Origin of the sequence: Paraburkholderia ginsengiterrae, assembly GCF_001645125.1 — a bacterium.
Taxonomy (GTDB): Bacteria; Pseudomonadota; Gammaproteobacteria; order Burkholderiales; family Burkholderiaceae; genus Paraburkholderia; species Paraburkholderia ginsengiterrae.
Genome location: NZ_LXKA01000221.1, coordinates 194961 through 215488, shown reverse-complemented (window position 1 = coordinate 215488; position 20528 = coordinate 194961). Strand labels below are relative to the sequence as shown.

General features: G+C 59.3%; 16 protein-coding genes and 2 pseudogenes. 6 read left to right on the top strand and 12 right to left on the bottom strand.

The features are described from left to right. Positions 1 to 2: 2 nt before the first annotated feature. Positions 3 to 5012 carry an AAA family ATPase gene (locus A6V37_RS17490; protein WP_064286160.1) on the bottom strand — a complete coding sequence of 1670 codons (5010 nt, stop codon included), beginning with the start codon at positions 5010 to 5012 and terminating at the stop codon, positions 3 to 5. A gap of 28 nt (positions 5013 to 5040) precedes the next feature. After that, complete coding sequence (locus tag A6V37_RS17485) at positions 5041 to 5721, bottom strand: response regulator transcription factor (protein WP_064270487.1); 681 nt, start codon at positions 5719 to 5721, stop codon at positions 5041 to 5043. 278 nt (positions 5722 to 5999) lie between these two features. On the opposite strand from A6V37_RS17485, the gene A6V37_RS17480 reads away from it, so the two are divergent. Continuing rightward, positions 6000 to 7493, top strand: a complete 1494-nt coding sequence (locus tag A6V37_RS17480; RefSeq protein WP_064270486.1) for an ATP-binding protein — start codon at positions 6000 to 6002, stop codon at positions 7491 to 7493. Positions 7494 to 7514: 21 nt separating this feature from the next. Here A6V37_RS17480 and A6V37_RS17475 read toward each other — a convergent pair whose 3' ends face one another. The 3 genes from A6V37_RS17475 to A6V37_RS17465 form a co-directional block, all read right to left on the bottom strand. Then, on the bottom strand, positions 7515 to 7889 hold the full coding sequence (locus A6V37_RS17475; protein WP_064270485.1) for a response regulator transcription factor: 375 nt from the start codon (positions 7887 to 7889) through the stop codon (positions 7515 to 7517). 75 nt (positions 7890 to 7964) lie between these two features. Next, positions 7965 to 8591 carry a response regulator transcription factor gene (locus A6V37_RS17470; RefSeq protein WP_064286159.1) on the bottom strand — a complete coding sequence of 209 codons (627 nt, stop codon included), beginning with the start codon at positions 8589 to 8591 and terminating at the stop codon, positions 7965 to 7967. 91 nt (positions 8592 to 8682) lie between these two features. Further along, positions 8683 to 10143 (bottom strand): ATP-binding protein, encoded by a 1461-nt coding sequence (locus A6V37_RS17465; protein ID WP_064270483.1) that lies wholly within the window; start codon positions 10141 to 10143, stop codon positions 8683 to 8685. A 457-nt stretch (positions 10144 to 10600) separates the two neighbouring features. On the opposite strand from A6V37_RS17465, the pseudogene A6V37_RS39250 reads away from it, so the two are divergent. Next, positions 10601 to 10846: pseudogene (locus A6V37_RS39250) on the top strand (cytochrome ubiquinol oxidase subunit I); the annotation flags it as partial. 161 nt (positions 10847 to 11007) lie between these two features. After that, positions 11008 to 11367 (top strand): annotated as a pseudogene (locus tag A6V37_RS17460) (cytochrome d ubiquinol oxidase subunit II); the annotation flags it as partial. A gap of 99 nt (positions 11368 to 11466) precedes the next feature. Here the strand turns inward: A6V37_RS17460 and A6V37_RS17455 are convergent. The 3 genes from A6V37_RS17455 to A6V37_RS17445 all read right to left on the bottom strand — a co-directional run bounded on the left by A6V37_RS17455 (position 11467) and on the right by A6V37_RS17445 (position 14243). Next, entirely contained in the window at positions 11467 to 12333 is an 867-nt protein-coding gene (locus tag A6V37_RS17455) for a hypothetical protein (RefSeq protein ID WP_064270481.1), read from the bottom strand. Positions 12334 to 12531: 198 nt separating this feature from the next. Then, entirely contained in the window at positions 12532 to 13971 is a 1440-nt protein-coding gene (locus tag A6V37_RS17450; RefSeq protein WP_064270480.1) for a hypothetical protein, read from the bottom strand. An 89-nt stretch (positions 13972 to 14060) separates the two neighbouring features. Next, a complete protein-coding gene (locus tag A6V37_RS17445) occupies positions 14061 to 14243 on the bottom strand; it encodes a hypothetical protein (RefSeq protein WP_131799922.1) in 183 nt (60 codons plus the stop codon). 324 nt (positions 14244 to 14567) lie between these two features. Between A6V37_RS17445 and A6V37_RS17440 the strand changes: the two genes are divergently transcribed. Next, positions 14568 to 15665, top strand: a complete 1098-nt coding sequence (locus A6V37_RS17440) for a phosphotransferase enzyme family protein (RefSeq protein WP_131799921.1) — start codon at positions 14568 to 14570, stop codon at positions 15663 to 15665. A 122-nt stretch (positions 15666 to 15787) separates the two neighbouring features. Here the strand turns inward: A6V37_RS17440 and A6V37_RS17435 are convergent, their stop codons facing one another. The 3 genes from A6V37_RS17435 to A6V37_RS17425 form a co-directional block, all read right to left on the bottom strand. Beyond that, the gene (locus A6V37_RS17435; protein ID WP_064270478.1) at positions 15788 to 16813 is read right to left on the bottom strand and encodes an NADP-dependent oxidoreductase; all 1026 of its coding nucleotides are present in this window, start codon (positions 16811 to 16813) and stop codon (positions 15788 to 15790) included. Between the two features lie 189 nt (positions 16814 to 17002). Further along, the gene (locus A6V37_RS17430; protein ID WP_064270477.1) at positions 17003 to 17584 is read right to left on the bottom strand and encodes a hypothetical protein; all 582 of its coding nucleotides are present in this window, start codon (positions 17582 to 17584) and stop codon (positions 17003 to 17005) included. Next, on the bottom strand, positions 17581 to 18012 hold the full coding sequence (locus A6V37_RS17425; protein WP_064270476.1) for a hypothetical protein: 432 nt from the start codon (positions 18010 to 18012) through the stop codon (positions 17581 to 17583). Before A6V37_RS17425 ends, A6V37_RS17430 begins: the two co-directional genes overlap by 4 nt. Before the next feature lie 339 nt (positions 18013 to 18351). Between A6V37_RS17425 and A6V37_RS17420 the strand changes: the two genes are divergently transcribed. Beyond that, positions 18352 to 18612: a LysR substrate-binding domain-containing protein gene (locus tag A6V37_RS17420; RefSeq protein WP_064270475.1), complete on the top strand. Its 261-nt coding sequence runs from the start codon at positions 18352 to 18354 to the stop codon at positions 18610 to 18612. Between the two features lie 497 nt (positions 18613 to 19109). Further along, a complete protein-coding gene (locus A6V37_RS17415) occupies positions 19110 to 19784 on the top strand; it encodes a hypothetical protein (RefSeq protein WP_064270474.1) in 675 nt (224 codons plus the stop codon). Positions 19785 to 20144: 360 nt separating this feature from the next. On the opposite strand, the gene A6V37_RS17410 is transcribed toward A6V37_RS17415, so the two are convergent. Continuing rightward, a complete protein-coding gene (locus tag A6V37_RS17410; protein WP_064270657.1) occupies positions 20145 to 20477 on the bottom strand; it encodes an antibiotic biosynthesis monooxygenase family protein in 333 nt (110 codons plus the stop codon). Positions 20478 to 20528: the final 51 nt, after the last annotated feature.

Below are 20528 nucleotides of genomic sequence, written 5' to 3'. Positions count from 1 at the left end.
ACCTATCCACGTCCGTTTGCGTTGAACACAATGCTGCACGACGTGCCGCCCGTGCGGCTCAGTTCCAGGGTTCCGTGCAACTGGTGTGTGAGGTCGTGGACCAGTTGCAAGCCGAGCGAGTCGGCTTCATCCAGCGAGAATCCCGGCGCGATGCCGACGCCGTCGTCCGCAACAGTCAGCCTGCACCGCCCTTCGTCGACCAGGCCGAGTTCCACACGCACGCAGCCGCCACGGCCATCCGGAAACGCGTGCTTCAATGCGTTGGAAACCAGCTCGTTGATAATCAGGCCGCAGGATACCGCACGGTTCATGTCCAGTTGCACGTCGTCAACTTCGACCTGCAAGTCCACACCCATCTGGCGCATGTCGAAAGCGCGTGCGAGATGGCCACACAGGTTCTTCACGTGTGTCGCCATGGCGATTCGCGCGAAATTGCCCGCGCGATAGAGGTTCTCGTGCACCAGCGCCATCGACCGCACCCGGTTGCGGCTATCGGCGAACAGGCCGGCGACTGACTTGTCCGTTACACGTGATGCCTGCAGATTGAGCAAACTGCTGATCAGCTGCAAATTGTTCTTCACCCGGTGGTGGACTTCGTGCAGCAGTGCCTCCTTCTCTTCGAGCAGCGCTTCTTTCTCTTCCAGCGACGCGTTCTCCAGTGAAATCGCGGCCTGCGACGCCAGCAGGTCCAGCACGGCGATCCGCGGCGGCGTAAACACGCCCGGCGCGAGCTCGTTTTCCAGATAGAGCACGCCCATCAGTTTCGCCTGCTTCATGAGCGGAAGACACAACACGGCGCGCGAACGGCTCGAACGAAGGTACTCGTCCGCTGAAAACGGATTGGGCTGCGACGCGTCATCGAGCAACACACGCTCCTGTGTGCGAATACTGTGATGCAGAATCGATGTCGGCAAATGGCGCGGCGTCACGACTTCGTGTTGCAGACGCACCTCCACGCCCTCGCGCCCGGCGAGCGCTTCGGCTTCGACCCACAACGTCTCCGCACGCGGCAAGACGAGCAGCGCCCGCCCCGCGCCGGCATGCTCCAGCACGATGGTCATCAGCGTGTGAATCAGCTTTTCGAAGACAATCTCGCCCGAAATCGCCTGTGACGCCTTGACGACCGTCTCGACGTCGAGCTGTTCGGCGACAAAACTCCTTGTCGGCGCATCGTTCGCCGGCTCATGAACCAGATTCGGATAGCGCCGGTCAAGCGCCTGAACCTTGGCCAACGCGCCCCACCGAAGGTAAGCCAGCCGCGCATTGCCGAGGTAGACAAAGGCGATCGTCGCAAATCCGCGCGCCATGTAGAACGTCGCGGCGATTTCGTGCGCCAGCGCCTCGACCAACGGGAACTCCTGCTCACGCGCGAAACGGATTGCGCTTTCGTATTCACGCATCGCCTCGAACTCGTTTCCCTTGATACGTGCAATCTCGCCGGCGACCAACGCCGCGCGGCTCGCGAAATTGCTCGGCGAGTGCTCGGCCCAGATCTCGAGTTTGGCGTGATGCTCGACGAGCTTGCGCAATTGCTCCGCCTGCTCTTCGGGCGCCGCATCGTCATACCGGCGTGCCCGGGCGAGTGCGGCGTAGAAATGGTACTCGGCAAGCTCGAAGTGACCGGACGAGGTCCACAACAACGGTTCCGCCTTCTCGGCGGCCGTCATCGCGTCCGCTATATCTCCCGCGAAATAGCGCCCTTCCAGTTTGCGGATCCAGTACCAGCATGTGGCAATCGCCAGGCACGGGTCGGCTTCGAGATGCTGCTCGAACGCCGCTTCGTCGAATGCGTCGTCATTGAAGGACCCTAACGAGGCGGTCAAGCCGCGCAAGCTTCGAACGAGCTGCAACTGCGCGCCGATAATATCGACAATCAGCCCAAATTTCGCGGCTTGCACCACACCGAGGCGCTGCTGAGCTTCGCGTTCGACGTCGGGGAGCGGATCGCCCGCCGCCAGCAAGCTGGTCACGAGGCAGCAACTGCTGAAGCCGGTGTACGTAAGGTCACCGCTCTCGCTTGCGGCATCGAACGCCCGCCGCAAGAGCGGAAGGCCCGTGCGAATGTGCTTGGTCCACGGCATCACGTGATACGCAAAGCACATGTAGACACGCGGCTTGAAGCGTTGCAGACCACGCTCGTCGACGAGACCCAAGCCTAGCTGGCCAAAACGGAAGCCTGCCTCGTAATCGCCGAATACCGGGCCGGCCACCATGCCCAGGTAAGCGTAGCCGATCGACGACGCGTCGCTGTTGCCGTGCTCGATGCTCAGGTTCGCCATGCGCGACAACACGAGGCAGACCAAGTTCTCATCGCTGAAAAACGCGGGTGGCAGGACCGCGGTAAGCACATCCAGCGTCGCGCGCCGGTCCGTGTCGGTGAGCAAGGGCAGATCGATCAGCGATTCGATCGGAGAATCGCCGATCTGCTGCAGGAGCCGGTCGTACTCGCTGCGCGCCTGTTCGCGGGTGGGGTGCGGGTCCCAGTCAATCCCGATAGCGCGCAAATACTCCAGGCAGATTTCCACCGCCAGGTCGCTCTGATCGAGCGCGGTGAACAGCGTCACTCGCAACCACGTCACGGCAGCGCGGTCAGCCAGCGTCGTGCAACGCTTCGACAGGCTCGCCAGCCGCTCTTTGGCCGAGCTGGTGTCGCCGGTCAGAAATTCGCACTCCGCAAGGCTGCTTTCCAGCGCGAACTTGAGCGAATAGCGGGTATCCCACGCCTCATCGCCGAGCAGCGCGCTGCCCGCCGACAGATAAGTCGATGCCGACGCGTAGGCGGACGACATCTTCGCGCGCCGCCCGGCAATCAGATTGAATTTGACGACGCGTTCGCACTCCGCCGGGTCGTCGATGAGTTCGGCCGCGCGGTTGTACTGGTTGACGATCTCGAAGATATTCTGTTCGATATCCTCTCCTTCCGCGTTGGCCGCGAACATGCGGCCGATTCGCAGATGGGCCGCCGCACGCTCATCGGCGGGAATCAGCGCATAGGCCGCTTCCTGCACGCGGTCGTGAAGAAACGCGTAGCCGTGCTCTCGCCGGAACACGAGGCCCGCTGTCACCGCGTCGGCGAGCGCACGATGCACCTCGGTGTCCGACGTACCCGCGACACGCGTCAGCAGCGCAGTGGTCGCGCTGTTGCCGAAACACGCGAACTGTTTGAGCGCGGCCTGCGTGACAGCCGGCACACGGCCGATCTTGCTCACCATCAGATCGACGACGCTATCCGAAAAGCGCGCCTCGCGAAGGCGTGCCATGTCCCATCCCCACGCGCGGCGCACCGGATCGAATACCAGGTGGTGCTCCTCGGCGAGCGCTCTGAGAAACTGCACCGTGAAAAAGGGGTTGCCGCCCGTCTTCTCGACGATGAATTGCGAGAGGCTGTCGACCTCGGCCGTTCTCGCGTGCAATGTTTCGCCGACCAGGCGCGCCACGTCGCCGCTCTGCAGCGGCGTCAGCACGATATCGTGAACCGGCACGCCCAACTCGCGAATGGTGGTCAAGGTGCGGCTGAGCGGGTGCGCGGGGCCCACCTCGTTGTCGCGATAGGCGCCAACGAGCAGCACATTCTGCAGCGCCGGCATGGCAAGCAGACTCTCCAGCAGACAGATCGTGCCGGCATCCAGCCATTGCAGATCGTCCAGAAAGAGGACCAGCGGATGACCGGTCTGCGTAAAAGCGCCGATGAAACGCCCGAACACGCCATGAAATCGAATCTGCGCTTCCTGCGCCGGCAGCTCCGGCACCGCCGGTTGCGGACCGATGATGTCTTCGACTTCCGGAATCAGATTAACAATCAGTTGTCCGTTCGAACCGACCGCCTCGCTGAGCCGCTCACGCCAATGCGCGACCTCTGCCTCACCCCGGTCGAGTATTTGCTGGGTCAGACTCTGAAATGCCTGCCCGAGCGTCGTATAAGGAATATCGCGCTTGTACTGGTCGAATTTGCCGGCAGCAAACTGTCCATAAGACGGTCCGAGCTGCTTCTTCAGTTCATTCACCAGCGACGATTTGCCGATGCCGGAGTAGCCCGATACGAGCACGAGCTCCGGCTTGCCCTGCCGCACCACGCGGTCAAACGCGGCATTCAATGCAGCCGACTGCACCTCGCGTCCATACAATCGCTCGGGAATGCGCAAGCGCTCGGCAACATCATGCGCGCCGAGCGGAAATGGGTCGACGCGACCAGTTTGCTTCCACGCGTCGAGACAATGGCGCAGATCGCTTTCAAGACCCTGTGCCGTCTGATAGCGCTCCTCAGCCGTTTTAGCGAGCAGGCGCATCACAATCGCGGCGAGCTGGGGCGGCACGTCGCGCGTCAATTCATTCAACGGAATCGGCGGTCTGGCGATGTGGCAATGAATCCATTCGATCGGCGAATTCGCGCGATACGGAAACCCGCCGGTCAGCATTTCGTAGAACGTGATACCCAGCGAATAGAGGTCCGCACGCGAATCGACCGGACGATTCATACGGCCGGTCCGCTCAGGTGCCAGGTAGGCAAGCGCCGCAGCGGTGACATCAGGCGGCGTGCTGGCCGGCGGCTCGCCGGTCACGCTTGAGGCGATGCCGAAGCCGGTCAGCGCCACGCCGCCCGTTTCCGGATTGACAAGAACGTTGGCCGGTCGGATGTCTTTGTGGATAAGACCGCGTCCATGCAACGCGCCGAGTGCCGCCGCGAGATTGGCTGCAATCGCGAGGAAGCAGCTAAGTGGCAGCGAGCCCATTGGCATCGCGGAGAGCGAGATCCCACCCGGGTCTTCCAGTACCAGCGCCGCGCTCCCACGGTGCTCGATCAGGGCGTGAGGCCGGGTAACGAAATGACCGTCGAGCAGGCTTCGCAACTCATACGCATGCTCGAGGCGCGCCTGACTATTGGCCGCGGGCTGCAACGCAGGCAACGTGACGGCCAGCCACGTCTCGGCGCCATCGCGCCGGCTGACCCGCGAGAGCACGAACTCACTATCGTCACAGAGAGTCTCGAACCCAAAGCCTGACAACTCAATCATGCCGCCGCCCCCACCCGCCACTGTCGGACTAATCGTTCACCGTCAACACGTAGCCCGCGTTGCGAACCGTCCTCAGCAGGGACCGCTCGAACCCCGCATCGATCTTTTGACGCAGTTTGCTCACATGCACGTCGATCACGTTCGTTTGAGGGTCGAAGTGGTAGTCCCAGATATTTTCGAGCAGCATGGTGCGCGTGACGACCTGGTCCGCGTGCCGCATCAGGTATTCGAGCAACTTGAATTCGCGCGGTTTCAGCGCGATCAGCTTGCCGGCTCGCGTCACTTTGCGCGACAGCAGATCGATCGACAGATCGCCCACTTTCAGCGTGGTTTCCGCGTAGCTTTCTTGCGTGCGGCGCGCCAGCGCGTCGAGCCTGGCCAGCACTTCGCCGAACGCAAACGGCTTGACGACGTAGTCGTCGCCGCCCGCCTTCAAGCCGCGAATCCGCTCGTCGACGTCGTCCAGCGCGCTCACGATCAGAATGGGCACGCGATTTCCCGTGGCGCGCAGGGCCGCGATGATACCCAGGCCGTCGATGCCGCCGGGCAGCATGCGGTCCATGATGATGGCGTCATAGGTTTCGCCTGCTGCAAGGAACATGCCGTCACGGCCGTTATCTGCGCAGTCGACCACATGTCCCGCCTCCATCAGGCCTTTCTTCAAAAACCCGGCAACCTGTTCGTTATCTTCGACGAGCAAGATTTTCATTTAAATCTCGCGTGCTCCGCTTCCATGAATCATCCGATTATCGGTGAAAGGGGCCACGCCCCAATTCGCCAATCTGATTAAATTTTTTTAATTTTCCCAGAGCGACTCGCGAGATACATTTCAGATACCTCAAACGCCGGCCACGTCGCTCGCCGCGTTAACTATCTTTAATGAATCCCTCATCGTGGGGGGAGTTCGCGAATCGTAAGATCGTCGTAACTTTACCAGACACGCGGTCGGTGGCAGCTGTGCCCAACTCAACCTCTCGCGAAACCGCCATGATCAGAATCGGTCCAGTCGACGTATCGCTGGAGCAACGGCAGCTTTATCTGAAAGGCCAGCCGTTGCGCGTCGGCACGCGCGCATTCGACATTCTCGAAGTGCTAATCGAGGCAGCCGGCAAGCTTGTCAGCAAAGACGAGCTTCTCGAGCGAGTGTGGCCCGACACGATCGTCGAAGAAAGCAATCTGCAGGTGCATATTGCCTCGCTTCGAAAACTGCTCGGCAACGGCCGGGACTTCATCAAGACCATACCGGGTCGCGGTTATCTTCTGACGTGTCCCGATGACATTGAACACCGGGCAGCAGCGAGAAGCGACGGCGCGGCAAATCCGGACTCTGCGCCGCTGAGCAATGTGCCGCTTGGTCACACGCCGCTCATCGGCCGCGAGAAAGCGCTCGACGAAGTAAAGAGCGCGCTCGCCGAGTCGCCTCATGTCACGCTGGTCGGCGCCGGCGGCATCGGCAAATCGCAGCTTGGCCTTGAAGTGGCGCGTGGTCTGACACCTCTTTTCAACGACGTTCGATACATCAATCTGTCCACCGTCGAGCGCCCCGAGTCCACCTTGAGTGCCATCGCCGACAGGCTGGCTTGCGCAGGTTCGACAGGCGTGGTCACTGCATCGAGCCTCATCCACGCCATCGGATGCCGCAAGATGCTCATCGTGCTGGACAATTGCGAGCATGTGATTCAGCAGGCGGCTTCGATCTGCGAGCAACTGGTCGAGAGCAATCCCAACCTCCGTATTCTGGCGACGAGCCGTGAACCCTTGCGCACCTGCCTTGAACGGATCTACTGGGTGGCGCCGCTGGAAGTGCCCGCCGAACATGCCGGGCACGACGACATTCTCAGGTGCAGCGCCGTAGACATGTTCGTTTCCCGCGCCCACGCACATGCGCCGTCCTTTCTGGCGGACGGCGAGAGCACCACGCTGATCGGCACGATCTGCCGGCGCCTGGACGGTTTGCCGCTTGCGCTGGAATTGGCGGCGGCGCGGGTCGCCGCACTCGGCATCAGCGAACTGGTCGCGCGACTCGACCAGCGCTTTGGCGTGCTCACCGGCGGGCTTCGTACCGCGCCACCGCGGCAGCAAACGCTGAAGGCGGCACTCGACTGGAGTCACCAGTTTCTCTGCGAGCGGGAACGGATCGTCTTGCGACGTATCAGCGTATTCGACGGCGCCTTTCAGCTCAGTGCGGCCTGTGAAGTCGCTGCGTACGATGAGCTCCGCGCGGACGACGTCACCGAGGCTATCGCCGGTCTCGTCTCGAAGTCACTGCTCATGTTCGGGCCGAATGGCTCGCTCATGACCTACCACCTGCTCGAAACGACCCGCGCGTATGCGCTGCAAATGCTTGCCGAATCAGGTGAAAGCGACCTCATGTTCTGCAAACACGAATACTTTCAACGCACGCGTGGCGCCGTGACGGACGACGTCGATACAATCGCGACGCCTCATGAACATACGAACCTCGCGCTGCAGTACGCTTGAACGCGCGCTGCCGGCTTCGGGTCAGTGCGCCCTGCTCACGCGTGCAATAGCAAGCTCGATGGAATCGAGCAGGAGTTCTTCCGCAAAGGGTTTGCGCAGAAAACCGACCGCGCCGTGGCGAAGCGCCCGCTGAACCGAGTCGTCGTCGCCATGCGCCGACATGAAGACAACCGGAATGCTTCGATGCTCCGCGTTCAGTTGCCGCTGCACTTCGAGGCCCTGCATGCCTTGCATTTTGACGTCGAGCAAAACACACAGCGCTTCGTCGACCATCGGTGAGGCGAGGAATTCCTCTCCCGATGCAAACGTCACGGCCGTATAACCCACTGCCTTAAGCAGGTTGCCGACGCCGCTTCGCACCGAGGCGTCGTCGTCGACGATGCATACAACACTCATAGCTTCCTTGCTCCAATTCCGCCGACGTAGTAACGGGGGCCGATTGACGGCGCGATATTGACTGCTTCCGGATCCTCACCGCGCCTGATGGATCAACTCCCACATTTTTGCCAGCTCGATAAGCGTCTTTGCGCCCATCTTGCTCATCACGCGCCGCTTATGAACCTTTACCGTCACCTCCTGCGTGCCGAGTTCATGCGCGATCTGCTTGATCATCCGGCCATCCACCGCCAGTTCGAAGACGTCCATTTCACGCGGCGTCAGCGACGCCGCACGCTGCAGCAACTGCGCGCTGAGGGCGCGCCCCGCGAGGTTGGCTTCGTCCTGTGCGAGCGCGCGCCGCACTGCGTCGAGCAGCTCTTCGTCGTCGATCGGTTTGGTGAGGAATTCGTGCGCACCCGCCTTGATCGCACGCACCGACATTGGAATGGACCCATACCCGGTCAGAAAGATAATCGGCACCTGCACGCCCTTCTGCGCGAGCTGGCTTTGGACATCGAAGCCGGTCGTAGTTTCCAGGTTCATATCCAGTAAGATACACATCGGCACGCTGGGCAGTTCTTTTGAAAGTATCTCCGCCGGCGACGCAAAACCCTGCACGTTGAAACCTGCTGAGCGCAACAGGCGCCCTAGCGCATCACGCACCATGTCTTCGTCGTCGATCACGTACACCATCGGCTCAAGCTCCGAGGGACCAGGCATTTCAGATTCCAGAAAAATTGGGATTTGAGTGCCTTCATGGTACATGAGACCCGACGCAAAAGATGCTTTCCCGCAGGTTTCGGCCGTTGCCTTAACGCGTTGCAACGGATTCCGCGGCAAGGTTGTCGGCGAGCCTCGCGGTCGTGAAACTGCGCGCGCGAGGCTGCGCGTAAAACGATGCCAGATAAGCCGCGCTTCTCGTCAGCACGTCATCGGCCTCGTCCGATTCATACAGTTTGCGCAGCGCATATTCGCGCGTCGTTTCGAGCAGGAAGTATTCCTTGGTCTTGCTGTCGAGGGCGGTCATGACGACGCACTTGGAGGCCAGACCGACGATCGCCTCCGTCACTTCGTTGTGCGACAGCCGCTCACAGGCTGCGACAGCACACGCTGCTTCCAGTGAAAACCTTGCCGGGAAAACACCGAGCCGGTGCAGCACGATACGCTCCGTCGTGCTGAGAAGCTGATAACTCCAGTCGAGCGTCGCCTCCAGCGTCTGCTGCCGCGGCGGCGCGGTGCGACGGCCGCCCGTCAGAAAGTGGAACCGGTCGTCGAGCCCGGAAATCGTCTTACGAATACCGAACACCGCGGCACGCGCCGCCGCCAGTTCGAGAGCCAGCGGCACACCGTCGAGCCGGCGGCAGATCGTCGCCACCATCTCGAGGCTGCCGGCGTCTGTCTCGACCTCCGCGTTGAACGCGCGCATCTGCGCCAGAAACAGCCTAACTGAACTACAGGCTTGAATCGCGGCCGGGCTTGCGCCTGCATCCGGAGTATCGAGCGGTGCCACCCAATAGAACTTCTCTTCACGGGTTCGCAACGGCTCACGGCTCGTTGCCAGAATACGCAGGTCCGCGCTTGCCTGGACGAGCAGTTCGCATACGGTTGCCGCCGGGTCGATCACGTGCTCGCAGTTATCCAGCACGACCAGCAACTTGCGTCCCCGTACCGCGGCGATAAGCGACTGCAGGGTAGCCTCGTCATCGGCATGGCCCGCGCCCAGCGCTCCGGCGATCATATTGATGACGCCCTGGGCGTTCTCCACCGCCGCCAAGGTGACGAAGCACACGTCAACCTCGGACGCGGCCGCGATGGACCGTGCCACCGCGATGCCGAGTTGCGTCTTGCCGATGCCTCCCGGCCCGAGCAAGCTGACAATCGGCGTCTCCTGCAAGGCCCGGATGATGTCGGCAATCGCGCCCTCGCGCCCGAGCAACGGCACGTGGCAAACCGGCAGACCATGGCGGCGCGCCGCAGCCGTTTGCCCGCTGTGGACGGCTTCGGGCAACACAGCCGGAGCAGTCGCTTCAGCCGGCACAATGAGCCGGTAGCCCCGCCCGGAGATCGTGCAGATCGCGTGCTTGTCCGCACCCAGGATTTTCCTGAGCGCCGAAAGCTGGACATGAATGTTATTTTCCTCGACCACTGAATTCGGCCACACGCGTCGAAGAATCTCGTCTTTCGTGACGGTCTTGCCTCTCGCCAGGATCAGCAGTTCGAGAATATCGAATGCCCTTGAGCCGACCTGGACCAGCCGATCATCCAGGTACATCTCACGCATTTCCAACGATACCGTTACTCGACCGATCTTTATCATGCTGCACTCACGCCTGGTTGATTAGCGGGACGGGCACGTTCGACGGCTGCCCCCTGGCGCTACGCGGCCAATGCGGCGCTTGCGTCGCAAATTCCATACTAATTGGGATATTTATCCGAAACTATTATCCATAGGGATACGGTGCTACCCGGTTGCGGCGCGCCAGCAAAGGCTGCGCGGTCCCGACGCATTGGCCGGGCCCCGCGGCACAGCACCCGCACACGGGGGGCGCCAACATAACACCTTGGTATGACGTCCTCATGCGCGCGAAACACGCAAGCCAGCGACGGTCCAACGATGCGTTGGCGCATTCGCGGAATCACGCCTCTTCGGTAGTGCACGAGGGTTCTCCAGGTTTCTTCTCGGGAACTGATACGAGGACCGCGAAGACCTTGGCACTCACCTTCATGCGATTGTGCGCGAGGTGGACCGCCAGCCCTGGATCGTCTACGGGCTGCTACGCACCAGGGACGCTGTGTCGAGCGTGGCGCCATCGTCTGTCACCCTAAGCATGGTGATGTTCTGCGCTTTCAACGTCGTGCTGCTGCTCACCTTCTTCGTGCTCGCGCGCAACTGGCTGCGCACCGGTCCCGATCTCAAGTTGACGCCATCCGCGTCCGTCAAGGCTGAAGCGGCGACGGCCGTCAGCGGGTACTGACTCAATCCGATTACGAGGACATCTCATGGACAACTCGATTCACACGACGCTCGCGTACACCTGGTTCGGCCTGATCGGCCTGATGCTGGCGTTCTACGTGGTCACCGACGGCTTCGACCTCGGCATCGGCATCGGCATACTCAGCCTGCTACGCAAGCGCCGCGGCCTGGTTTATCAGCGCAGTGGGGCACGACCGCTGGACCCGGCCCGGCGTGTTTCATCTGCTGGTCGGGCTCGACGCGGCAGCAGCGCTCGCATACGTGTACGTGATCGGCTCGCTGATCAGGGGGCGCTCGCGGGGTCCGTTCCGCGCATCGGTCACCCTGTTCTTCGTTTCGTTTATCGGCCTTGCCCTCAGCCTCTTTCCCGACTTTATCCCGGGCAAGCTGGGTATCGTGGAAGCCGCTTCCGATTCGTCGACACTGGTGTTCATGCTGATCGGAATCGGCCTCATCTTTCCGGTGATGATTGGGTATAACCTCTACCAGTACTACGTGTTTTCTGAAGGGTACAGACCGTAAACTTAACGACGATATAAGGAATCACGTTTGTGAGCGAGCCGAATACGGGTTTCCGACAAAATTTGGCGCTCACTCTTGGTGAAGGGACCCCGAGCATATTTACTTCGCGAATTTGCGGACCAATTCCGCATCGAGAATTGCTTCCATGGCGACGCCTGTAATGTGCGCTGAGGTCGGTGCGAGGGACTGGATGAAAGTGCGAACGGCTTGTGGAGCGGCGTTATATCGCGGCTTCCGCACTCTCATTGCATACCCACCCTCCGTAAGCGGCGCGAGAATCGCATCTACACTTTCCTGTGTGATGAGGCACCGGTCCTTCTGGCGCGGGCCACCCGGCGACTCCGGTGCCAGTTCGTCGCGCACAACCAGTAGCAGATCAACCTCCGGGATGAGTTCGGGAATCCCATCACCCCAGACCACAACGGTACGCAACTCGCCGTTTACTGACAATGTCATGATTCGTGGCACAAAGAGAGATTCACCATATGTCGCTTGAGTTGTCGCAATAGATGCGTTCCACCGCCACACCTTTTCAAGCTCGATCGCTGGCAGCGAGAAGAACTTATGCGACGGCGTCTGCATCTGGAGAATCGCAGCGTACGCATACTCGTTTCCGGTATTCCAACCGGCAAGAAAACCCTTCGTCGAGTACGGACCGTTACCCATCCCGTCCTTCTGCGGGTCCTGAACCTGCGGCATGAAGCGACTAACAAACGAACGAACTTCCGGCTCCGCTTCGAGCCCGAAAACATGCGGACGGAAGTAGTTCATGTTGAAGCTTACCTTGGATACAGCTTGATTCCGGTGGGGGTCAGCAGACCACGCAAACTGGAAATAGACGCCCGTTGCCTGGTTTTGGTAGAACGCCCCGCTCGCCAATTGATAGTTGGGACGGTTCGAAAAATAACGCTCCAGTTCTGCTGCCTGCACGGTGGACGGAAAATCGAAGAAGAGGTCGTAGCTCATACTCTTGACTTAAACTGAATCAGCGGCGGACTCGCTTACCTACGCGGCACTCGTGACAGCAACACAGGCACTATGAGACAGACGTCGTAGGCTTCGTGTAGCGTCTTTCATAACGGCTACGACACCTTGCCCGCTCGCGACGGGCGCGAGCATGGGTGGCGGCACGGAAACGCAACTTCCTGCGCCTCAAGCGCTCTATTATTGCGTTACGGTCACGCTGCGAATGCGCGACATGGTCAGTCCGTCCTTATCGATTTCAAATAACCTGACCGAGATGCTGTAATCGACCAGGTAAGCTTCCCGAATCTGATGCTTCGTCGAGCCCGTACCCGATACCGCCTGGCAACTGACATCCATCGCATCGCCCTTCAAATCAGGAAACACCTTCGATGCAGGATATTTTCCATAGGTCTCGCATTGGTAATCGCGTACATCCTCCATTGACGGCTGAGTTGCTGGTATGTGGAAGCTGCTGTTAGGTTTAGGAACAAAGTTACTTTCGCTCGCCATTGAAAATTGCGAGGCCGGGAACACCTCCGGTGGCAAAATCCGAATCCCGGTCCCAACCTCCTGGACCCTCAGTCCGACGAAGCCGAACTCTGTTTGGAAAAAACCCCAGACAATCTCTTTGTCGGCGTCCGCCCGGCTTAGGAAAGTCGCAACCGCCCCAGAGTTGTGAAGGTTCCAGTATGTCTTGCGATACCTCGCGTCAAACTCAGGACGTGAGCGGTTCTCCCAATCTCCTTCAACCACCACGCTCCGAAAACCCAACGGCCTCGAACCGGGGGCCGGCAAGCGGCTAGCAAGCTGTGCCGGCAATTTGTTCAGGTCGAACTCGCTGTTAGCATAATGCTCAGCCGTCTGGAGGACATGCTGGCTTGCAGTGCCATGCCACGGCGACGAAAGAAAATCCCAGGTGGCTACAGTCCTGGTGGGCTCGGTTGCCTCAAGGAATGACCGCAGCATTGCAGATGCGGCGATGCACGCATGCCTGCCCTTCAGTATCGCGGGCACGTCTTCCATTTCGCTCGCAGAAATCTCTTTATTCTTGCGGAGCATCGCCTCCATGTGCATCTCTAAAGCACTGTCTGCATCGAGTGCTCGTGCAATCGAGTAGGACTCCTTGGGCGCATCGCTGTGCGCGCTCCTTTTCACTGCGGAATTCAGTAATGTCATCAGCGCGTAAAGCTGTCTGGAAGACAGGATATTGGAACCAACCGGTGGCCCCTCTCCGCCGAACATCCGTTCGCATTGTTCTGGCTTCAATCCGGAAACGACGCCTAGAAACAAACGCAGCAGAGCTTCGCGCTCTTGAGCCGACAGATTCGCGCCGAAGCCACTCATTACGCCGTCATTGGAGGAGTTGTCGCCTGGCCGCCCACTTGCGTGCGCCATAACGCTCTTCCAATCCGGGTCCGTCGCGATTTGCACGACCCATTTCTTGGCGAGTTTTCCAGCGTCGCTGTTGGGTTCAAAGCCCAACTTCCTGACTTGGTCATCGAGCATTGCTTCTGGGGGCGTCACAACTTGAGGCGCCGCAGGCGTGAAGGTGTACGACGGCGCTCCATCGGCGCCAAGAGCTGCTTGGTTTGAGAGCAGGAGGCAGATTCCAGCGACGAAGAAAGAGATTTTTTTCATTGATGCGACTTCAATACGATGCATTTTAGGAGGACCCGGCATCAACCAAACTAAGCCGAAATAGGAGTTGCGATATCAGAGCCAACTGCTCAGGTTCCGCACAGATGCACCTTATTCATTGTCACCGGCGCCCGGACGATATTGCCTTCGAATACTTGTAGTTCATCGACCACAAGCTGCATTGGCTTCTTCAGTGCAACCACGACTTTCAGTTCATAGTCTTTGCCTGTCTGAGGCACGAACTCTCCGATTCCGTTTCCACGATAGGTCACGAATTGGTCGCCACCAAAACAGCTATGCGTGAACGATTCCAGACGCGATTTGAACGCTTGGCGCCAGCAGCTAGTCAATCACGGGGTTATTAGACATATCGGCAGAGAGTGCCGAAACTTGATAGGTCCATACTCCGGTAATTTGGAGATTCAGACTGATAGCGACGAGACTGAATATTCAAACATGCCTGGATTCAAGGTCCGCCAGAAACATACTAGACCCCTATCCCAGACGATTGACTATGAGCCTAGGCGGACGAAGACCCACAGGGTGATGCGAGATGCATCAAGTTGGCATTTACATGCAATGCTGCAACCTGCGCCGTGATTCTTTCGACCGAAGAGTCGGAGCATAATCTCACGCTGATGCTCACTCCATGGATTGCGAAGATGCTGACCCAAGTGACTGATGGTCCAAGCCCAATTCAGGCAGTCTATTCGACCATCGGGGGCGACGAAATTCGAAGAGTGCTTGGGCGGACTTTCGGAATCGGACCAATCGAGGATTGCACGTTGTTGCAGTCGGGCTTTAACGACATCTATGAAGTAGCCCTGGCGAACGGGCGGCGCTGCGTTGCGCGCCTAAGCTCCCGCCTGGAAAGAGGTGTGCCGAACGTCAACTACGAGACGGCTTTGCTGCAGCATCTGAAATCGGCCGGAGCGGCAGTCGCGGCACCTTGGAGAGCTAGAAACGGGGCATACAGCGTGGAGGTCGCCGCGCCTGAAGGGTCGCGTTCTTTGGTGGTCTTCGATTTTCTTTCAGGCAAACCGCCCGGAAATGAGCCCACTGACATCGCGGTAATGGGCGCGGAACTCGCTCGTATTCACGTCCTCTCACGAGACTACACTGGCCCTGAGAGTAACTACCGGCTCGATTTTGACCATCTTCTGCGCCGCCCGTTAGCGCGTCTGCTGGCGCTTAGAGATTTGAGCGAAGAAGTCCGCGAACTGCTGACTTCGATTGCGCAAACGCTTGAAGCACGAATAGCTACGCTCACCGACCTCGCACCAGTCGCATGCCACGGCGATTGCCATGGTGGGAACACGCTGATGAGCGATGGCCCCGACGGTGTACGGGTAGCTTCATTCTTCGACTTCGATGACGGTGGACCAGGCTATCTTGCCTACGACATCGCGGTGTACCTCTGGAGCAACCTGCTGGGACGGGGGCTAGCGAGTCCGGACGAGAAGGTTGAGGCCAATTGGAAGCAATTTGTGAACGGCTACCGAAGTGTTGAGCCCATCTCATCGGTCGATTTCGAAGCGGTCACGACATTCGTCGCAATCCGGCATTTCTGGTTGATGGGCGAGTACGCGAGCCGTGTGAATCGAAACGGCCTGAGAGTATTCCGCGGGCGATGGTTTCGCGAAAACTTTGAACTCGTCAAGGAATGGCAATCGCTTACTACTCCGGGTGCCTGAAGCTCACCGACGTCGCCGGGCACCGCAATTGATAGTCGGCACATTGTCGGCGCCGCCCGCAATCAGTAACCGGCGAGGCGGTCCCGGCTAACCATATCCGGGCCGCTCTGCAAACTATGCGACTAGACGCGAACTAGCAGCTTACCAAGGTTCCGTCCGTCGAAGAGACTGTTGAGTGCCGCGGGCAACTCATCAAATCCGTCGACGTATGTCTCATGGAAATGAAGTTCGCCGCTTCGAACCCAGGGTGCCACTGTGGCCACCATTTCATCCATTCGGTTGATGAAATCCCGGGCCAGAATTCCTTGAATCGTCGCTCGTTGGAAGAGCATATGTTGCAGGAAGCGTGGGCCCAGGTCGGGCTTGTCCAGTCCACCGTCATATTGGCTGATTGCCCCGCAGATGACGATGCGGGCACGGCGCTTGATGAGAGGAATAACCGCGTCGGTGACGCGGCCGCCGACGTTGTCAAAATAGACGTCGACCCCGCCGGTAGCCGCCTGTATGGCATCGCTCAACGACTCCAAAGTCGAATATGCGCGGTAGTCGACCGCTTCATCGAGTTTGAGGGTATCCGTGAGGAATTTGCACTTGTCCGGGCCGCCAGCGATGCCGACAACCCGGCATCCTGCGCGCTTGCCAAACTGAGCAACCAGCGAGCCGACCGCGCCTGCGGCGCCAGAGACGACCAATGTGTCTCCCGGGCGCGGACGACCGGCATCCATCAGGCCGAACCATGCGGTGCGCCCAGGCATCCCAAGGACGCCAAGTGCTGTGGACACGGGAGCCACGCTGGGGTCCAGCTTCGTCAGCTCGCTGTGATGACAACGCGCGTAAAGCTGCCAGCCGCTGTACGTTGAAACCCAGTCGCCTTCGGCAAAGAGCGGGCTGGCAGACGCGACGACCTGCCCCACAACGCCGGCGCGCTGAACAATCCCGAGGGGATGAGGCACGTCGTAAGTGTTGCGCTCGTGCTGCTGAATACGAATATAGGGGTCGACGCTAATGATGCTCGCGCGCACGATGACTTCGTTGGCAGCCAGGTTGCCAACGAGCACCTCCTCGCGCAACTCGTAGTGTTCTGGACCCACTCGCCCCTCGGGACGTTTAACGTAAATCCACTGGCGATTCGGATAGCTGTTCTGCATGGTGAGTCACGACATGATTTCGAGCTAGGTAGTGTAGCAGCCTGGCGCGTTTCAGCCGTCTCCGGGGACCCTTGCCCTCCCCCATCTGGATTTCCTTGCCGACAGCCAAAAGCGGGGCAACTAGGGCGAAGAACAAAAACTTTAGTCACCTCACCAGCATATGCAACTCCGACCGCGAGTCGATGGCGTTCACAAACTCTTGCATGCCGGTACGGTTATTGCCGCTACAGGCAACCGCTCGACACGACCGTCTACAACTTTCAACTGCGTCACGGTTAGCTCAATTGGTTTGCCGATATCGGCGCCTGTTGTGACGTCATAGTCGGCAGATGCTTCAGGCGTGAATTGGGCAAACTTGGCTGAGCTGTACATCACATACCCGTTGCCCTTTGACCACTCTGAACCGAACTCGAGGGGAATTCCCGCCCTGACCCGAACTTCAGCGTAGGTGAGCTTCGATACGTCCGGGATGTCATTAGGCATGTCCAGCTTCGGCGGCGGAGATAGCGCCGAGTTCAGATTCAACGTGTTGTGCTGATACGTAATGAATGCAAGTGACCGCGTGGCCGGGTCCATCTTGAAGTGACACTTTGCCGGAGTGTATTGGAGCACGTCATCGGTTCCGTTTCCGACGAAGCGGAACCGGACACGGGCACTCGCTTCATTTGGAGCCAGCACGATATCGGTGGGAATGCAGGCGGCAAGCAGTGTCGCGCAGGCCGTGGCTGCGAACAGTCGTTGAAATCGCGGGGAGTGAGAGAACCAGTTCATTTTAGAATGATTGAGATATCGCCTTCGTACGCATTCGGAAGACCGTAGAGTGAACCGTTCGCTGACCGAGCAACCAGCCGGTCGGTATTTGCGGACGATGCGGCGTAGACCACGATGTACTTCGCCGAAGGAGGAATCGGCGTCGTTGCAAAGTAGTATGCATCCCCAAGGAACTTTGAGCCTTTTTCCATCGGGTCCAGCTTTCCGTCGCCGACCTCTTTGAGACCCGCATCGAGAAAGAGAACACGCGGTCTGAAAACCGTGGCCAGAGGCAACAAATCAGAGCTGACGTACGTGTCGACTTCAACTGTATTCGCTTCCACCTCGGGCAGCTTGTAGGCTACAAAAGTGGACCTGCCCTCAGTGAAGTCGAACGTCGGACTTCCTGTCAGACTGATATGGGCGTGGCTGACCCCGTTTGCATCCATGTCCTCAAAGTGAGCACTCTGCCAGACGGAACAACACTTCGCTGGAGGCGGTGGGTCGAAGGCGATTGGCGGACGGGTTGCGCATGCACTCGAGGCAAGTATCGTAACCAGAGCGAACGCCTTTGCTAGCACAGGAGTTTTGTGGGTCACTGCAGACATTCAAGAGATTTTTCGCACAAACGAGATAGACGGGTTTACGGCGTTGTGCCAGGAATCTTTACCCCGCGTAGTCCGTCATTCATCCCTTAGAGTCGACTAGGTATTGGATGCTTCTGAACGCCGGCCAGCACTGACGCGACGCTTGCGCAAACCGCCAAGACCCTCAAACAACATCGTGCAATGGGACTTCAACGGAAGATTGTCCTCCGGGTTCCACACTTCACCAGTCTCTTCTCTTCAATCGCAACCACAGACCTCGTGCTCGCGCTGCCAACGCGTGTCGCGAAAGCATTCGCAAGCGATGGGCGCATGAAAGTCCTACCGCTTCCGTTCCAGATACAGTCTTTCGACGTGAATTTGTACTGGTATCCGCATGCCGAGGACTCTGGCGCTCAGCAGTGGTTCTGCGACACGTTGAGGCGGACCTTGAGCGACGTGTGATTCCTGAGGGCGATTGCCGAAAAGTGGACGGCGCAATGAGGTACGTCTCGTGGCAACGCAGCGAGGGCCTCGGGCCAACCTTTGAACAATGACGAGGAATCTGCGGCAACGACAGCCGGCTGAAACGCCTGCTCCGACTATGAGCATCACTCTGACTGCAAAGCCGAATATTGGCACCGTTTGAGGTCAGAGCGGCACCCTTCGCGAAGGCGCCAACCTCCAGACGGCATAGTCAATATTGACTATGCCGTCTGGAGGCGCTGTCTGCTAACTTTAATCAGCTAAGTGAATCAAGCTTAAGCCTGCCTAGGTATTTCGGTGCCCCTCTCGAACCTGCCAACAATTCGCTCGCGAGGTCGCATTGGCCTGTGCATCAAAAACTAAAATTGGAAGCCGCCCATGTTTTCCGATGAGAAGACGTCCGTGAATGTGTCGAGCTAGCTGATGGTCGAGCTGTTCAAAGGAATCTTGGCCGTAGTCAACTAGGAGAAACTGCGATGCGCTCCCCCCATGCAGCTTCAAAGTGGTACTTTAGGTCCCGCGCCCTGCGGGCAACCGTTTTGGCTGCCTTGGCGCTATTCGTTGGTCTTGTCTGGAGCCCGCTTTGGGCCCAGACGCCAGGCTTCGCCTACGTCGTGAATGACGAATCCAACACCGTCTCTGCGTACATCATCAACGCCACGAGAGGCGCCCTGACGCCGGTCTCCGGTTCGCCCTTCGCGGCGGGGACGGGGCCTGCCTCAGTGGCCTTGACGTTCAGCTCGGCGCCCTTCTCGAAATTTGCTGCGACGCTGTACCTCGCGCCCAAGCTATCCGCGTTTGCGGCCAACGAAACATTCACGCTGGGGACCTCAAGCACTAGCATCACGCCGCCCACCCAGGCGGTCACGCTGACCATTGGCGCGCTCACCCTCAAATTGCCGGCAGGGTCATTCGTGCCCGACGATTTGCCTCGCAAGGGTTACGTGTATCGGGGAACCGTAAACGGCGTCAATCTGTTCATCTCCATTTCCTCTACCAGCACACCGCGGACGTACCAGTTGTTCGCAATTGGCGAATATGAGTTCCCGAGGGGCGTGAGCACGATGCCCGTGGGACTCACTATCGGAGGCACCTCTGGCAGTGTCAACTTGACACCGCATTACGTGACGCTGGTACCAACATCGCAGTGATTGCGCCATCTGTAGCGGGGACCATCAAGTGGGATTTTGGGAAGCATAAAGTGAGACACCCCGGTGCCCCGGTCAGGTGAGCCAACCGACGCTAGAAAGGTCCCACAGTTTGCGTAACAAAATTTCGCAAGTTGCTCCCCTTCGCACCCGCTGTCTTACCTGGCGAAGAGAAAAATCTCGGCTTATGCACCTCGCCACACTTGAGCGCATGACGGTCACGTGCCTCTGACGGAAGCAGTCGGTGTCTGACCGACTGCAATTCGCGAGCACTTGGGTCAGGTGGGGCAGACGGCCAGAAACGAGCTCTTTCGGACGGATTGCCGAGACCGGTTTCGATGCTGACGACGTGCGCCGGTCTGCTCATGCACCAGCACCGCCGGTTGGGTCCGGACGGAGCGGCGTTGGCAGGAGTTGCGACGGTCCCCACATCTCCACCTTGAAATTGGTCGCAAAGGTCCGTAATTCCTGCTCCATCGCGCGCCATGGCCCGTCTGCGAACGTCGCCCAGTCGACTGTAGACCTCCAGCAGGCAGTCGTTCGAATCTGCGGAGCACCGAGCATATTCCGGTTCGCGCGAAGTTCGACTAGACCTGGCTGCTGCACAATCGTTTCCGCCGCCTTCCTGGCCCATTCGGCGTAAGCCTCCAGATTCACGCCTGGCTGCAGGTCGTACGTATTCGTCACCTCTATCATGGACGTCTCCTCACCGATGGAGTTGGGTTCCGGCAGGCACAAACCCATTGC

Bases quoted from the DNA above. Each gene is read 5' to 3' on its own strand.
- A6V37_RS17465 (WP_064270483.1), bottom strand. From the start codon at position 10,143: ATGTACCTGGATGATCGGCTGGTCCAGGTCGGCTCAAGGGCATTCGAT.
- A6V37_RS17430 (WP_064270477.1), bottom strand. From the start codon at position 17,584: ATGAACTGGTTCTCTCACTCCCCGCGATTTCAACGACTGTTCGCAGCC.
- A6V37_RS17485 (WP_064270487.1), bottom strand. From the start codon at position 5,721: ATGAAAATCTTGCTCGTCGAAGATAACGAACAGGTTGCCGGGTTTTTG.
- A6V37_RS17425 (WP_064270476.1), bottom strand. From the start codon at position 18,012: ATGGATGCAAACGGGGTCAGCCACGCCCATATCAGTCTGACAGGAAGT.
- A6V37_RS17415 (WP_064270474.1), top strand. From the start codon at position 19,110: ATGCGCTCCCCCCATGCAGCTTCAAAGTGGTACTTTAGGTCCCGCGCC.
- A6V37_RS17420 (WP_064270475.1), top strand. From the start codon at position 18,352: ATGGGACTTCAACGGAAGATTGTCCTCCGGGTTCCACACTTCACCAGT.
- A6V37_RS17455 (WP_064270481.1), bottom strand. From the start codon at position 12,333: ATGAGCTACGACCTCTTCTTCGATTTTCCGTCCACCGTGCAGGCAGCA.
- A6V37_RS17470 (WP_064286159.1), bottom strand. From the start codon at position 8,591: ATGCCTGGTCCCTCGGAGCTTGAGCCGATGGTGTACGTGATCGACGAC.
- A6V37_RS17490 (WP_064286160.1), bottom strand. From the start codon at position 5,012: ATGATTGAGTTGTCAGGCTTTGGGTTCGAGACTCTCTGTGACGATAGT.
- A6V37_RS17475 (WP_064270485.1), bottom strand. From the start codon at position 7,889: ATGAGTGTTGTATGCATCGTCGACGACGACGCCTCGGTGCGAAGCGGC.
- A6V37_RS17435 (WP_064270478.1), bottom strand. From the start codon at position 16,813: ATGCAGAACAGCTATCCGAATCGCCAGTGGATTTACGTTAAACGTCCC.
- A6V37_RS17410 (WP_064270657.1), bottom strand. From the start codon at position 20,477: ATGATAGAGGTGACGAATACGTACGACCTGCAGCCAGGCGTGAATCTG.
- A6V37_RS17450 (WP_064270480.1), bottom strand. From the start codon at position 13,971: ATGAAAAAAATCTCTTTCTTCGTCGCTGGAATCTGCCTCCTGCTCTCA.
- A6V37_RS17480 (WP_064270486.1), top strand. From the start codon at position 6,000: ATGATCAGAATCGGTCCAGTCGACGTATCGCTGGAGCAACGGCAGCTT.